General features: G+C 59.9%; 15 protein-coding genes. 4 read left to right on the forward strand and 11 right to left on the reverse strand.

Going from position 1 to position 14,288, the window contains the following annotated elements; translation table 11 throughout:
- Nucleotides 1-19 precede the first annotated feature (19 nt).
- On the forward strand, nucleotides 20-2,839 hold the full coding sequence (gene leuS, locus ABD919_RS16410; protein WP_345237124.1) for a leucine--tRNA ligase: 2,820 nt from the start codon (nucleotides 20-22) through the stop codon (nucleotides 2,837-2,839).
- A 178-nt stretch (nucleotides 2,840-3,017) separates the two neighbouring features.
- Here leuS and ABD919_RS16415 read toward each other — a convergent pair whose 3' ends face one another.
- A complete protein-coding gene (locus ABD919_RS16415; RefSeq protein WP_345237125.1) occupies nucleotides 3,018-3,587 on the reverse strand; it encodes an RNA polymerase sigma factor in 570 nt (189 codons plus the stop codon).
- Nucleotides 3,588-4,110: 523 nt separating this feature from the next.
- Between ABD919_RS16415 and ABD919_RS16420 the strand changes: the two genes are divergently transcribed.
- Entirely contained in the window at nucleotides 4,111-4,656 is a 546-nt protein-coding gene (locus tag ABD919_RS16420; RefSeq protein ID WP_345237126.1) for a DUF4468 domain-containing protein, read from the forward strand.
- A 154-nt stretch (nucleotides 4,657-4,810) separates the two neighbouring features.
- On the opposite strand, the gene ABD919_RS16425 is transcribed toward ABD919_RS16420, so the two are convergent.
- From ABD919_RS16425 to ABD919_RS16435, 3 genes are all read right to left on the reverse strand, one after another.
- Entirely contained in the window at nucleotides 4,811-5,161 is a 351-nt protein-coding gene (locus ABD919_RS16425) for an MmcQ/YjbR family DNA-binding protein (RefSeq protein WP_345237127.1), read from the reverse strand.
- Between the two features lie 11 nt (nucleotides 5,162-5,172).
- Nucleotides 5,173-5,346 (reverse strand): DUF6728 family protein, encoded by a 174-nt coding sequence (locus ABD919_RS16430; RefSeq protein WP_345237128.1) that lies wholly within the window; start codon nucleotides 5,344-5,346, stop codon nucleotides 5,173-5,175.
- Between the two features lie 132 nt (nucleotides 5,347-5,478).
- Nucleotides 5,479-6,204, reverse strand: a complete 726-nt coding sequence (locus ABD919_RS16435; protein ID WP_345237129.1) for a phytanoyl-CoA dioxygenase family protein — start codon at nucleotides 6,202-6,204, stop codon at nucleotides 5,479-5,481.
- A 97-nt stretch (nucleotides 6,205-6,301) separates the two neighbouring features.
- Here ABD919_RS16435 and ABD919_RS16440 point away from each other — a divergent pair, with 97 nt between their 5' ends.
- On the forward strand, nucleotides 6,302-6,769 hold the full coding sequence (locus ABD919_RS16440) for a Cif family virulence factor (RefSeq protein ID WP_345237130.1): 468 nt from the start codon (nucleotides 6,302-6,304) through the stop codon (nucleotides 6,767-6,769).
- A gap of 164 nt (nucleotides 6,770-6,933) precedes the next feature.
- Here ABD919_RS16440 and ABD919_RS16445 read toward each other — a convergent pair whose 3' ends face one another.
- The 5 genes from ABD919_RS16445 to ABD919_RS16465 form a co-directional block, all read right to left on the reverse strand.
- Nucleotides 6,934-7,593, reverse strand: a complete 660-nt coding sequence (locus ABD919_RS16445) for an HAD family hydrolase (RefSeq protein ID WP_345237131.1) — start codon at nucleotides 7,591-7,593, stop codon at nucleotides 6,934-6,936.
- 41 nt (nucleotides 7,594-7,634) lie between these two features.
- Nucleotides 7,635-7,985, reverse strand: a complete 351-nt coding sequence (locus ABD919_RS16450) for a hypothetical protein (protein ID WP_345237132.1) — start codon at nucleotides 7,983-7,985, stop codon at nucleotides 7,635-7,637.
- 37 nt (nucleotides 7,986-8,022) lie between these two features.
- Complete coding sequence (ispG, locus tag ABD919_RS16455) at nucleotides 8,023-10,074, reverse strand: (E)-4-hydroxy-3-methylbut-2-enyl-diphosphate synthase (protein ID WP_345237133.1); 2,052 nt, start codon at nucleotides 10,072-10,074, stop codon at nucleotides 8,023-8,025.
- 75 nt (nucleotides 10,075-10,149) lie between these two features.
- Nucleotides 10,150-10,695 carry a PAS domain-containing protein gene (locus tag ABD919_RS16460; RefSeq protein WP_345237134.1) on the reverse strand — a complete coding sequence of 182 codons (546 nt, stop codon included), beginning with the start codon at nucleotides 10,693-10,695 and terminating at the stop codon, nucleotides 10,150-10,152.
- Nucleotides 10,696-10,726: 31 nt separating this feature from the next.
- Nucleotides 10,727-11,077, reverse strand: a complete 351-nt coding sequence (locus ABD919_RS16465; protein ID WP_345237135.1) for a hypothetical protein — start codon at nucleotides 11,075-11,077, stop codon at nucleotides 10,727-10,729.
- 193 nt (nucleotides 11,078-11,270) lie between these two features.
- Between ABD919_RS16465 and ABD919_RS16470 the strand changes: the two genes are divergently transcribed.
- Nucleotides 11,271-11,834: a hypothetical protein gene (locus ABD919_RS16470; protein WP_345237136.1), complete on the forward strand. Its 564-nt coding sequence runs from the start codon at nucleotides 11,271-11,273 to the stop codon at nucleotides 11,832-11,834.
- A gap of 6 nt (nucleotides 11,835-11,840) precedes the next feature.
- On the opposite strand, the gene ABD919_RS16475 is transcribed toward ABD919_RS16470, so the two are convergent.
- A complete protein-coding gene (locus tag ABD919_RS16475; protein WP_345237137.1) occupies nucleotides 11,841-12,812 on the reverse strand; it encodes a lipid A-modifier LpxR family protein in 972 nt (323 codons plus the stop codon).
- A 291-nt stretch (nucleotides 12,813-13,103) separates the two neighbouring features.
- Entirely contained in the window at nucleotides 13,104-13,427 is a 324-nt protein-coding gene (locus ABD919_RS16480; protein WP_345237138.1) for a hypothetical protein, read from the reverse strand.
- Nucleotides 13,428-14,288 lie beyond the last annotated feature (861 nt).

Here is a 14,288-nt window from a genome sequence, read left to right on the forward strand (position 1 = left end):
TGAATAAACTCCGCGCAAGATGCCCGCATACCGTCCCGAAGAAATTGAAAAGAAGTGGCAGGCCCACTGGAAAGAGCAGCAGACCTTTAAGGCCGACAACGCTTCCGCCAAGCCCAAGTACTACGTGCTCGACATGTTTCCCTACCCTTCCGGGGCGGGCCTGCACGTAGGGCACCCGCTGGGCTACATCGCCTCCGACATCGTGACGCGCTACAAGCGCCTGCAGGGCTTCAACGTGCTGCACCCCATGGGCTTCGACTCCTTCGGCCTGCCCGCCGAGCAGTACGCCATTCAAACCGGGCAGCACCCCGAGAAAACTACCCGCGAGAATATTGCCCGCTACATCGAGCAGCTCTCGGCCCTGGGCTTCAGCTACGACTGGAGCCGGGAGGTGCGCACCTCCGACCCCAGCTACTACAAGTGGACGCAGTGGATTTTCCTTAAGCTGTTCAACTCCTGGTACAACCTCGACACCAACCGCGCTGAGCCCATCAAAACCCTGATGGACAAGTTTGCCGACAACGGCAGCCAGGGCATCAACGCCGCCGGCGACCCCGAGGAGCGGCACGAGTTCACGGCCGGGCAGTGGGGCATGATGAATGAAAAGCAGAAGCTGGCCGCCGTGCACCCCTACCGCCTCGCCTACCAGCAGGACACCTACGTGAACTGGTGCGCCGGCCTGGGCACGGTGCTCTCAAACGACGAGGTGAAGGACGGCCTCTCCGAGCGCGGCGGCTTCCCCGTCGAGCGCCGCCTCATGCCGCAGTGGAACCTGCGCATCACCGCCTACGCCGACCGCCTGCTGCAGGGCCTCGACACCATCGACTGGCCCGAGCCCATCAAGGAGATGCAGCGCAACTGGATTGGCAAGAGCATCGGGGCCGAAGTCACTTTCCCGGTGCTTTCGGACGACTCGGCTGCCATTTCCGGGGAAGAAACGACGGCAGCCGGCCCGGTTATCAAGGTCTACACTACCCGCGTCGACACCATCTACGGCGCTACTTTCCTGGTGCTGGCCCCCGAGCACGAGCTGGTGGCCCAGCTCACCACGCCCGAGCAGCAAGAAGCCATAACCGAGTACATCGCCGCCACCAAGCGCCGCTCCGAGCGCGACCGCATGGCCGACACCAAAACCGTGTCGGGCGCCTTCACCGGCGCTTATGCCCAGAACCCGGTGAGCGGCCAGCCCGTGCCCATCTGGATTGCCGACTACGTGCTGGCCGGCTACGGCACCGGCGCCGTGATGGCCGTGCCCAGCGGCGACCAGCGCGACTGGGTATTCGCTACCCACTTCAACCTGCCCATCCTGCAGATTTCCGACGCCCAGCAGGGCCTCGACCAGCAGGCCGACCCCACCAAGGAAGGCCGCTACATCAACTCCGACCTCATCAACGGCCTGGGCTACGCCGACGCCACCGAAAAGCTCATTGCCTTCCTCGAAGAGCGCGGCCTGGGCCGCGGCAAGGTCAACTACCGCCTGCGCGACGCCATCTTCGGCCGGCAGCGCTACTGGGGCGAGCCCATTCCCATTTACTACAAGGACGGCACGGCCTACGGCGTGGCCGAGGCCGACCTGCCCCTGGTGCTGCCCGAAATCGACGAGTACAAGCCCACCGAAACCGGCGAGCCGCCCCTGGGCCGCGCCAAGGACTGGAAATATAAAGGTCAGTACGACTACGAGCTGAGCACCATGCCCGGCTGGGCCGGCTCCAGCTGGTATTACCTGCGCTACATGGACCCCACCAACGAGGCCCGCTTCGTAGGCGAGGAAGCCGAGCAGTACTGGGGCAACGTAGACCTGTACATGGGCGGCGCCGAGCACGCCACCGGCCACCTGCTCTACGCCCGCTTCTGGTACCTGTTTCTGAAAGATTTGGGCCTGGTAAACGGCAATGAGCCCTTCCAGAAGCTGATTAACCAGGGTATGATTCTGGGTCGCTCCAACTTCGTGTACCGCATCAACGGCACCAATAAGTTTGTGACGCTGGGCAAGAAGGACCAGTACGAAACCACGGCCCTGCACGCCGACGTCAACTTCGTAGACAATGACGTATTGGATATTGAAGCCTTCAAAAAGTGGCGCGACGAGTACGCAACAGCTGAGTTCATCCTTGAAGACAACGGCACCTATGTGTGCGGCGTGGAAATCGAGAAGATGTCGAAGTCCAAGTACAACGTTGTAAGCCCCGATACCCTCATCAGCCGCTACGGCGCCGACGCCCTGCGCCTCTACGAGATGTTCCTGGGCCCGCTGGAGCAGTTCAAGCCCTGGAATACCAACGGCATCACGGGCGTAGGCTCCTTCCTCAAGAAGTTCTGGCGCCTGTTCCACCCCGAAGATGGCGCGCTGGCCGTAACCGACGAGCCGGCCACCCCGGCCGAGCTCAAAGCCCTGCACAAGGCCATCCGCAAGGTGCAGGAAGACATTGAGAAGTTCAGCTTCAACACCTCGGTCAGCACCTTCATGATTGCCGTGAACGAGCTGACGGCCCTCAGCTGCCACAAGCGCGCCATTCTGGAGCCCCTGGTGGTGCTGGTGTCGCCCTACGCGCCCCACCTGGCCGAAGAGCTGTGGGCGGAGCTGGGTAACCAGCCCGGCAGCATCAGCTCGGCTTCTTACCCCGAGTTTCGCGAGGAATACCTGGTGGAAGACAGCGTGAACTACCCCGTGGCCATCAACGGCAAGGTGCGCGAGCAGTTCCAGTTCGCCGCCACCGCCACCGCAGCTGATATTGAGGCCGCCGTGCTGGCTTCCGACTTCCTGGCCCGCTTCGGCGAAGGCAAGGCAGCGAAGAAGGTGATTGTAGTGCCGGGTCGGATGGTGAACGTGGTGGTGTAACCCCACCCCCGGCCCCTCCCCGATGGGGAGGGGAGCCTATTCCGCTTGTTCAGGCGCTAAGAGTCAAAATAATAAAAAAGAAAAGGGGCCTGTTGCTTTCGCAGCAGGCCCCTTTTCTTTTCATCATCAGGCTCCCCTCCCTACCGGGGAGGGGTCGGGGGTGGGGCCGGGGGTGGGGCTAGTTCTGCCCCAGCCCTACCTCGCAGCAGGCCAGCTGGCGCTGCAAATAAGCGCGGGCTTTGGAAAACTGCGACTTCGACGTGCCCTCGGAAATGCCCAGCAGGTTGCTGATTTCCACATGCGAGTAGCCTTCTACCGCGTACATGCTGAAGATTTTGCGGTAGCCGTTGGGCAGCTTTTCCACCATGCGCATGATGTCGGCAGCGGCCAGGTCGGTTTCGGCCATGGCCGCAACCGGCGTGAGGCAGGCGGTGCTTTCCTCGATGTCGACGTGCTGGGGGCGCTGGCTGCGCAGGTAGCTCAGGGCGGTGTTCGTCATGATGCGGCGCACCCAGCCGGTGAGGCTGCCTTCGTGACGGTACTGCTCCAGGCCGCGGAACACTTTCACGAAGCCGAGCATCAGCACTTCTTCGGCGTCTTCGGTGCTGCGCAGGTAGCGCTTGCACACGGCCAGCATCTTGCCCGACAGCCGGTCGTAGAGCACCCGTTGCGCCCGGGGGTTACCCAGGCGGCATTCGGCTACAAGTTCGTCCTCGGACAGGAAACGGGTGGAGAGGGAGGTTTTCATGGGTTTTGCAGAAAAGAGGAGGAGAGAAAGAGAAGAGGGTGGTACTAGTTGCAGAAGAAGGAGAGAAAAGCCACGCTAGGTGAAGTCGACGGGTCAAAGGTAGAAACAGGTACTTTGTAAAGCAAGGTACCTTTAAGAAAATTTTATTCGATTTCTACCATAGGCCAATTTTTGCGGTGATTTACAGAACAATAATTTTTACCGTTTTTGTCACACTCGCAAACTCGGCCCATTGATGAGGAAGGGTTGCTTCGGGTTGCCTGGTGAATTGTTAATTTTGGTTAAACCCTGTTCCACTTTGGGTGTGCAGTTAATACTCACCCAAGTGGAAAACATTACAGGTAAAACCAAGAAAATTTTTCAGCGCCCATTTAAGCAGCCAGCCCAGCCAGGGGTACTGCCTACTTGGGCGAACCCGGCGGGCATGCCCGCCGCCGGCCTCGGCCGCTTGCTATGTCTGGTCAGTTTTGAAAATCCAGGCTGGCACCCGTGCCACAACGCTGCGCTTTCGTAGTTTGGCAGCATGAAGAACCTTTTGCTTTTCTGCCTCCTCGGCGGGGCCCTACAGGCAGCCGGGCAGGCTTCTCCCCTGCCGGTCGACTCGGCTTCGGGCCGGGTAACTTACCGCGGCGTGGTGCCCGTGCCGAATGAGACGGCCGACGTGGTATTTGAGCGGGCCCGGGTCTTTGCCAAGACCTCGCTGATGCCTCCGGTTATTAACGAGAAAAAGAAGACGGTTACCGGCGTGTGGGAACGTCCGGTTGGCTCCGGCCGCCTTATCCGCTATGAATTGGGCGTGGTAGTGGCCGACGGAAGCTACCAGTACAAGCTGTCGGATTTTGAAAGCAAGGCCGCACCGGGCCCCGCGCCGGCGCCCGGAACCGAAGCAGCTTCCCCGGCTCCTGCCGCATCCACTCCCCTGGAGCAGGTGCTGCAAAATCCTGCTTCGTACAAGGCGGGCAAGCCCACTCCCGCTTTTGTTGCCTACCGGACTACCGTCCATAAAACCGTGCAGCTGGCTATTGCCGACCTGCAGCGACGCCTCAAGCCCGGCCCTCGCGGAAGGTAATGCGGCAGAACGTTGCATGAGTTGGCCGGTCGCCTTCCCACTAACTACTCAGCTACAAACAAACGCCCCGGCGTTACAGGCCGGGGCATTGTACTGACATTTTCTTAAGAAGACTGGCAGCTATGTCTTGCATACTCAGGGCAATGCGAGCGCACTACAGCTGGTACTCCGCCCGCACAGCTTTGGGCAGCGAGGCCACAATCAGGTTATAGGAGTCATCGGTCCAGCTGCGCAGCTGGGCATCAGAAACGCCGGTGCCGATAAGGACCGTGTTCCAGTGCTGCTTGTTCATGTGGTAGCCGGGCAGCACGAAGTCGAACTGTTCACGCAGCTCGACGGCCCGGGCCGGCTCACACTTCAGGTTGACGCTGGCGAAGGTGTCGATGTCGGTGAGGGCAAACATTTTGCCGCCCACCTTAAACACCAGCGTCACGGGGTCAAAGGGCGTGTGCTCGGTTACGCCGGGCTTGCCCAGGCAGTAGTCGCGGAAATCCTCGATGTTCACCGAGCCAGGTATTACAGCACGTAGCGGAACAGCATCACCAGCAGGCAGACCAGGAACATGGCCATGCTCAGCTTGTTGATGAAGTGCATCGTTTTAAGGTTGAAGTTGGTCTTGCGGCTGGGGTCGTGCTTGCGGAAGAAATAGCCGAACACGGGGCCGAAGTTGAAAAGGTCTTTACCGTTCATGATAAGGCAGCTTGGGTTCGGAAAGGTAACACCCACCGGGGCAGAAAGATTTGTCTGAACCACGGATTTACGCGGATTTTTCGGATTTTGTAGACGGCTCCTTTTCCGCCTTCCAGCAGGCTCTAGTCCTTGCTATCCCAGGTTTAGCCGCTCGCGCCATTGCAGCGGCGCGGGCAGTTCGACGGAGGCAAACTCCAGGTGAATGACGCGGCGGCTGCGGGGGCTGGTGCTGCGGTTGGAGGCGTGCAGCAGCAGGGGCTTCATCAGCATAGCGCCGCCGGCCGGCACCGCGCACACCTGGCCCTCCGTGGTCAGGGCCGCCGCTGCTGCCGGCGGCAGCACGCCGTGCCGGTGCGAGGCCGGCACCACTTTCAGCGCGCCGTTGCTGGCGTCGCAGTCATCAACGTGAATCCGGATGGTAACCACGTTTTCCAGCACCTCCGCCGGGGGCAGCACGGCGGTTTCGCCCTGCTTGCTGGTCCAGGGCCCGAACCCGGGCAGCTCGGCCCGCTGGCTCACGTTTATCATCAAATCCTGGTGCCAGGCCACCAGCCAGTTCGACTGGGCGGGCTTATCAAAATAAATGGCCTTTACCAGGTGGCCCCCGGCCGGAAACAAGGCTTGCAGCAGGGCTGCCAGCGCCGGGGTATTCAGCAGGGGCCACAGGTCTGCTACCTCACCGAGCAGGTTGCGAATGGCAAAGACTTCCTGGCTGCGCCGGAAGTTCGGGCCAGTGGCTGGGGCGCTTTCCACGCAGGCAATAAGGGCCGCAATCTGGCCAGCAGGATACAGCTCCGGTACCAGGGCAAAGCCTTCGGTCTGCAGCCGGGCTTCCCAGCTGTTTTCAGTGCTTTTCATCAAAGCAAAGCTACGGCCGCTGGCTGCTCTGGCCTGGCCGCGCAACCTAAGCGGCGCCTTGCCACCTTTATGCCTGATTTATTGGCTTCCCCTTCCAATGCTACGTGCTTCCCTCCTATTCCTGCTGGCCTGCCTGGGCACTGCCCCGGCCCAGGCCCAAAGCTCCAATTCCGAAAACGCGGCCGTGCGTGAGGTTATCACCTCCTTTTTTGACGGCATGCGGCAGGGCGACAGTGCCAAGGTGCGGCGCACGCTGGCCCCCGGTGTCGTGTTTCACGTCATTAAGAAGGATAAAGCCAGCGGGCAGGCCGCGCTGGCCATCGAAAGCCACCGGGAGTTTCTCAAGGCCGTGGGCACGCCCCACCCCGAAATATGGGAAGAGCGTATCAGCTTCGAACAGGTGCTCATCGATGCCAGCCTGGCCAGCGTCTGGACGCCCTACCAGTTTTATGTGGGCCCGAAATTCAGCCACTGCGGCTACAACTCCTTTCAGCTGATAAAGCTGGCCGAGGGCTGGAAAATTGCCCACATCATCGACACGCGGTGCAAGGAAGGCTGTAAGTAGCCGAACAGGGGTGGTGCCACGAATTGCCCGAAGGGCTTCGTGGTACCACTACTACCTGAACATTCTACCTGGTCATCATTCTAGCTATTAGTGGTGCCACGAACCGCTGCGCGGAATTAGCTACGCTGACCTTCGGTTCGTGGCACCACTCCGGCACCAGTCACTCAACCGGCAATACCCTGGATGGCAGCTGCATCGAGCTGGCCGAGATGAGTAACCACGCGGTCGGCCCGGTGCAAGTCCTGCCCTTCCGAATGCTCGCTGCGGTAGCCGATGCAGTACATGCCGGCCGCCTTGGCCGCGGCCACGCCATTGGCCGAGTCCTCAATGACCAGGCACTGCGCGGGCTCCACGCCGGCTAATTCGGCCGCATGCAGGAAAATAGCCGGGTCGGGCTTGGACTTGGGAAAGTCTTCGCCGCTGACCAGGTTTTGAAAAAAGGGATACAGCGCAAACCGCCTGAACACGCGGGCAATGGTTTCCTTGGAAGCCGAGGAAGCCAGCTGCAGCGGCACGCCGGCACGGTGCAGGTCTTCCACCAGCTCCCGGGCGCCGGGCAGCAGCTCCAGCTCCGTCGACTCGTCGAAGGCTTTGCCGAAGTGCTCGCGCTTGCGGCCCACCAGCACTTCCACGTCTTCCCTGAGGTCGAACTCCTGCTTGAGCTGCTGGTACACGTTGCGCGTGGAGGAGCCCAAAAAAGTAGCATACTCTTCGGCCGTCATGTTGATGCCCAGCTCGGCGAAGTGACGAAAAAAGGCATCGTGGTGCAGCGGCTCGGTGTCGACGAGCACGCCGTCCATGTCGAAAATGACGGTGCGAATCATTCTACCATTTTAAATTAATAATTGACCCTTCGGTCAAGTAGTTAATTATTAAAAATTGTATCTGTTTTCTCGTAAAAAACCTCACCGTCAGAGCTATAATAATGACCAAGAATCTGCACAAAAGCACTGTCATTTTGACCAAGCATGGTCACCTTAAAATCGACGGTGTCTGTTCTTTCACTCTTATCTCTATCAAACCAAATAGAATATCCTCCATGCTCACCAACTAGTTTGTTAAAATTGTGATTTTTAATCATTTCATCCTTGATACCAAATAAAAACTTTGGTGTCGTAACAAATCCCCTAACAACAATAAACCCTGCCGCAAGAAATATTATCCCGCATAAAGGGAATGCCCACTTATTTGGTAAACGCCAATGAAAGGGAGTCATATTCTTAAAGTACTTACCACTTTCTATCTGGATAATATTAAACCCCCGCCGGTTCCTCCAGCCGCACTGGCTCGAACCACTTGCCATCCTCGCGCATGAGCTCAATCAACTCATCCACGGCGTTGGCTTCGGGCACCGACTTCTTGATAACTTCCTGGCCGCGGTAGAGGGCAATTTTGCCTTTGCCTACGCCCACGTAGCCGTAGTCGGCGTCGGCCATCTCGCCGGGGCCGTTCACGATGCAGCCCATGATGCCGATTTTGACGCCCTTGAGGTGGTCGGTGCGCTTGCGAATCATGGCCGTGGTTTCCTGCAGGTCGAACAAGGTGCGGCCGCAGCTCGGGCAGCTGATGTACTCGGTCTTGCTCATACGGGTGCGCGCCGCCTGCAGAATGCCGAAGCTGAGCTGGTTCAGCCCGTCAATCACCGGCAGCCACTCGGCTTTGGGGCGCTCGGGCAGCAGCTCGGTGCTCAGCACCACGCCATCGCCGAGGCCGTCGAGCAGCAGGCCGCCCACGTCGGTGGCGGCGTAGAGCTGGGTTTGCTCATCCTTCAGCGCCGGGTACTGGCGGTTGATGATAACGGGGCAGGTAACGCCCGCATTCAGCAGCTCGAAAAAGGCCCGCCGGATTTCCGGCATGGCGTGGGCATTGTCGGTGTAGAGAATAACCACGGCCGTGCTGTCGTGCCGCAGCTGGTCCAGAGCCGGCTCCGTGAGCGAGTCCAGGTTGTGGAATACGAAGTTCAGCGTGGGGTGCCGGGCTGTGGCTCCGGCGTACTCGGCCTGGGTGAGCACCGGGTAGTGGTCGGAGCGCTGGCCGGCATCGAGCCAGGCGCTGTAGTCCACCATTTCCTTCAGGCCATTGGGCAGCATGAAGGGCGCGGGCGTCTGCCCGGTGTAGATATAGTCGGCGCCCAGGTCACTCATCTGGAATTTATCCAGGAAGGGCGAGTACAGGTGGCCGGCGCAGCGCAGGTCGGCATACTCCAGTCCGGCCAGGCGCGAAAGGTCGGCAATGACGCGGGGCACGTTCTGCCCGCCCAGGTTTTCTACCTCGCGGGTTACGCGGCGGAAGTACTGGAAGGGGTTTATTGGTAATGAAGAATTGATTTCTGCTGAATCGGCAGCATCAATTTTTAATTCTTCATTATTAATTACTAATTCCCCGGCCAAAGGCCGGATAGGCTTGGCCTCTGCCGCCCGGTTCGTGTACCTATCAATCAGCATGCGGGCCACCGGCGCTTCCGCCTCCGGCGCTTCGGTCAGGCTGACGCGCACGGTGTCGCCCAGGCCGTCTTCGAGCAGGGTGCCGATGCCCACGGCCGACTTGATGCGGCCGTCCTCGGCCTCGCCGGCTTCGGTCACGCCCAGGTGCAGCGGGTAGGGCTGCAGGCCTTCCTCGTCGAGCTTCTGTACCAGCAGGCGGTAGGCCTGCACCATCACCTGGGTGTTGCTGGCTTTCATGCTCAGCACCACGTCGTAGTAGTTTTCTTCTTCGCAGAGGCGCAGGAACTCCAACGCCGACTCCACCATGCCCAGGGGCGTGTCGCCGTAGCGGCTTAGGATGCGGTCGGACAGGGAGCCGTGGTTGGTGCCGATGCGCATGGCCGTGCCGTACTGCTTGCAGATTTTCACCAGGGGCCGGAACCGCTCGCGGATGCGCTCTACCTCAGCGGCATAGCTGGCGTCGGTGTACTCAATCTCCTCAAACTTCTTTTTGTCGGCGTAGTTGCCGGGGTTTACGCGCACCTTTTCCACGATGCGGGCGGCCAGCTCGGCGGCGTTGGGCGTGAAGTGAATGTCGGCAATGAGCGGCACCTCGCAGCCGCGCTTGCGCAGCTCCTTCTTGATTTCGAGCAGGTTCTGGGCCTCCTTCACGCTGGGCGCGGTGATGCGCACGTACTCGCAGCCGGCTTCCACCATGCGCAGGGTCTGCTCCACCGAGCCCAGCGTGTCCATGGTATCCACTGTCGTCATGCTCTGCACCCGGATGGGGTGGTGGCCACCCAGCGGCAAGCCGCCAATGTTCACGATGCGGGACACCCGGCGCTTATACTCGGTGAGGCTGGGGCAATAGGTCTTGTTCATTACCTGGCAAATAAAAGCCCCGCCACGGCGGCGGGGCATTCATTCAACAAAAATAAGGTATGGGGAGTTGCCGGCTCAGGCCTGCCCCAGTTGGCGCTTGAGCTCCTGCACCTGGTGCTCCAGTTCCAAGGTTCGAAAGGTGATTTTTGCTTCCAGGTCGTAATAGGCCGCTTCGAGCTGCTCGCGCAGTTTCCGCTGTTCCTCAATATCGGTGCAGGTGCCAAACCAAGCCACAATCTGCCCGGAGGCATCGCGCCGGGGCAGGGCCTGGCCCAGAAACCAGCGGTAGCCGCCCTGCCTGGACTTGAAGCGGTACTCGATGTTGTAGTCGTCGCCGGTAGCCAGCGAATGCCCCCACACCTGCCGGGCCCGCTCCTGGTCGTCGGGGTGCAGCAGGTTGTTCCACATGTCCGGCCCAATGCTGTCTTCCAGGGTGTAGCCGGTGAAGTCAACCCAGCGCTGGTTGAAGTAAGTATGAAAGCCGGTTGGGTCCGTAATCCACACCAGCTGCGGAATCAGGTCGGCCAGAAAGGCAAACTGGTCCTGCCAGCTCGTGGGGTTGGCAGAATCTGCTGAGCGGGCCGGGGTGGGAACAGCGGCGGCCGAATCGAGGGAGGTCACGGGCGGAAAAGGTTAAAGATTCACAAATAAGTCAAACGCGCTCGAGCTGCATTTCCATGCCCGACGCGAAGTAGAGGCTGAGCTGGCTTTGCTCGCCATTGGGCGAGCGGCGCAGCCGGGTAACCAAGGCATTTACCTGCTCCTGGGGCAGCTCAAAGCGCAGGTAGGGCCGCTTCAGCAGCTCGTCGCGCTGCACGGCCCAGCTGCCCTGGGCCAGGGCCTGCTCGTCCGCCGCCTGCGCTACCAGCTTCCCGGGCGAGAGCACCAGCCGCACCGCCAAAGCCAGCGGACTAGCCGGGCTGTTCTGGTTCAACACCCGGCTGGCTACCCGCCAGGCGCCGGCCAGGTATTCATCGGGCAGTTGTTGTAAGTTTATATCCAACAGCAAATCTGACATGCAGTAAGGGAGCAACAGCCGCAAGGCTGCAAAACAAAGGGAGCCTGCTTTTTTACCAGCGTCCAGAAATTACCATATACGCCCCAGGCTCAGCAGTAGGCCAGCACTCCTAACCCTTGCTTCGTGCCCGGCGTTCCGCTGCAGATAATAATCTGCAGGTAGTTTTGTTTTTCGCCTCATGAAAAAACTTCGAATCCCCCCTGCTTTATTCGGTGCCGCCCGGCTTACGGGGCTGGCGGCCTGGCAAACCGGCCGCCTGTTTCGGCAGCTGGTGAGCCGCGCGCTCGATGCGGTGCAGGACGTGCTGCGGGCCGAAGTAGAGAAAGGCAACCTGCGGCTGGTGGCCGACTTCCTGGCCGATACGGCCCTCCCGGCCGCCCGGGCCCTGCTGCTAGAGAAGATGACCGTGCGCCTGCTGGTGCGCCTGGGGCTACGGGGCAGCCTGGCCACCAGCGTAGTGGGCTGGGTGCTGCCCTTTGTGGTAGAAAAGCTGGTAATGGCGGGCACCAAAAGCGGCCTTTTCGACAAGCTCAAGGCCAACGCTACCGTGAGTGATTCGCTGCAGAAGCTCGACGAGCTGCGCCACGCCGCCTGGAAAATGCTGGTGCCCGACCCGGGCTCCGGGGTAGAGCTGGTGGAGGAAGAGGACGTTGCCCCGCGCCTGCCCTTGCTGCTGGCGGCCCCGCTGCCTGAAAAGCAGCCCGCCCGCGCAGCGGCGCGGCGCAAAGCCAGCAGCAAGTAAGCCCAGCTAAAAAGCCACTCGCACATCCAGCTGCCCCCAGGCATGATGCCGGGCCCCCGCGAACTCGGGCGAAACCCAGCCTGCCACCGTCCGCACGCTGAAGCCCTGATAGGCCAGCACCGCCGCGGCTGCGCCCTGCAATACCCCGCGCCGCACGGCGCCGGCCGGTAAGGTATAAGGCGAGTCCCGGTTGAGAAGGCCGCCCTGCAGGGTCGCGTCGTAGCCCACGGCCCGCGCCTCGGCCCGCAGCTCGGTGTAGAGCTGCAAGCGGCGCAGCCCTCCCCTGTTTTCGGCCGCCGCCACGCCGGTCATGGTCTCGAAATACGGGTTAAAGCGCCCCAGGCGCAGCAGCAGCCCGCCGCTGCCGTAGCTGCGCATGGTGCTGAGCGCGGCGCCGGCCGTGCCCACTACCTCGGCAGCGGAGCCGATAGCCAGCAGCTGCCGCTCACCGCCCAGCTCATAGCCCAGCACCAGGTCGTTTTGCACCTGATAGTCCCAGCCCCGGGGCGTGGGCGCGGCCAGCCAGCGGTGCACGGCGGTCTGGAAACCCTTGGCTCCGGCCGCCGGACCAATTACGCCCAGCTGCAGGCCGGAGCTCAGCCGCCAGCGCCGCGCCCCGCTGGTTTGGGCGTGAAAGAAGGTAGCGTAGATGTAGGAAGCATACGGCCGGTCACCGTAGCGAATGTCCGGGTCCTGAATGCGCAGGGGCGTAAAGCCGTCGTATAGAATCTTGAGTCCGTAGTGGCTTAGGGTGCCCTCCCGGGGCCCGGGCAACACGTGCCGCGTGGGCAGCCGGCTCAGCGCGGGCAGCACCAGCGTCAGGCTCATGCCCTGGGTAAAGTAGTAGTCGGTGCGGAAAAAGGCGTCGTTGGCGAAGGTGTAGCTGATAAGGCGGTCGGAGCTAAGCTGAACCTTGGTTGTGTCCGTAGCCGGCGCAGCCTGGGCCGGGCAATTATTGAACAGACCCAGTAGGCCCATTACTACCCCGCCTGGAAACCACTTTGCGCTCATCACCTTGCAATCCGGCTAATGTGTTGCTCACATACGGGCAGCACCAGCTATGCAGTTTGCCACGCCATGCATCAGTTTCTTTGACTTGATGCTAGGACTATTTGCTTGAGTTTACGAAACTCATCTACCGTGGTAGTTTCGTAAACTTTGATTCGTAGACGAGTTTCTTAGGTTCGAACGGTGCTGCAGTGGCCAACTGGTTTCTTAAGCGGGCCGGGTGCCAGGAGTTTAGGAAAAAGAGGGTTTCACGTAAGCAAACTAGAACTCTTTGCAATTGGCATTCATGTATTCATAAAAGTCAAGCATGAACAGCCGTGACCTCTCGCGCTCGGCCCAATCCACCTCCAAGGCGGAATCGGCATAGCTCATATCCACGGCAAAGACGCGGTACAATGGATACTTTTCAATCATTTGGCCGTCGCATATTTTAAACTTAGTCTGGTAGTTTACCTTGGGGTCAAGACTCACGTTTTTGTGGCGCTTCATACACGCGCAAAATTCTTCCCCGACGGCAGCACCGCTTTTCGGACCACACCCAACTAATAGCGTTAGAACGAAAAAAAGCATCAGTTTCGGGTTCATGGGGTAGCAGTTGCAACTGGCTGTGGATTTTGGAGGAACGCTGCTGAACAGGCTAATGACAACGGAACGGCTTCTATTATCGGGGGCTCCTTATCTTCACCTTTCAGTTCATTCAAACGGTGGCAGGCAAGGTAAACCAGGCTGCTTCTAGAAAAAGCAGTGTTTTTTCCTATCCCAGAATGGCTCGAAGCCCCTTCGCAATTTAGTGCCGGTCTGTCCCATAAACAACGTGCTTAGCTTCGGGCTCGACTGAGGTCGGCTAAAAGAACCTGCGTAAGCGGGCACCTTCTTTAATCGCATCCAACCGCTTTTGTCAAGTCAAGCACCCCATGCCGTTCAAAAATCCTGATAAGAGATTGTTGACCGTGTCTTATGGGCTCAGTGCGCTTTGCATCGTGTTGATAATAGGTGTGAATCGTAATCTTGCGGCGGTGTATCAACGCGCAGACGGCAAATCAAAAATGCTCTTTGGGATAATTGAGTTCTCCTACAGCGGCCAGTACTGTCTGTTGATTCCCCTCGCTTCCGCTCTCCTACTAGGGTTGCTCGTTTACATACGGAACAGCAATAAAAGGCCTTCCGTCTTGGCCATTTTCCTTGCCTGTGGCGTGGGCGTTTTGTTGTTTGCGCGCATCTGGCGGTTCATGATATGAGGTCCGCTTGCTCAACTGCGCCTTTACTGAAATAGCTAAGAGCGTCGGCCTCCTTACACGCTAACAGGAGGCCTCGGTGTTCACCTTAACGGTCGGAAGGTAAACCTTCGATTCAGCTTAAGGAGCGTGGCTGTTGCAGAACCAGTTTTCGTAGAGGGAAGATGCAAGGCAAGAAGCTGTTTCTCGACAAAGAGGTGACGCGCTTTCG

Origin of the sequence: Hymenobacter saemangeumensis, from assembly GCF_039541835.1 — a bacterium.
GTDB classification, from domain to species: domain Bacteria; phylum Bacteroidota; class Bacteroidia; order Cytophagales; family Hymenobacteraceae; genus Hymenobacter; species Hymenobacter saemangeumensis.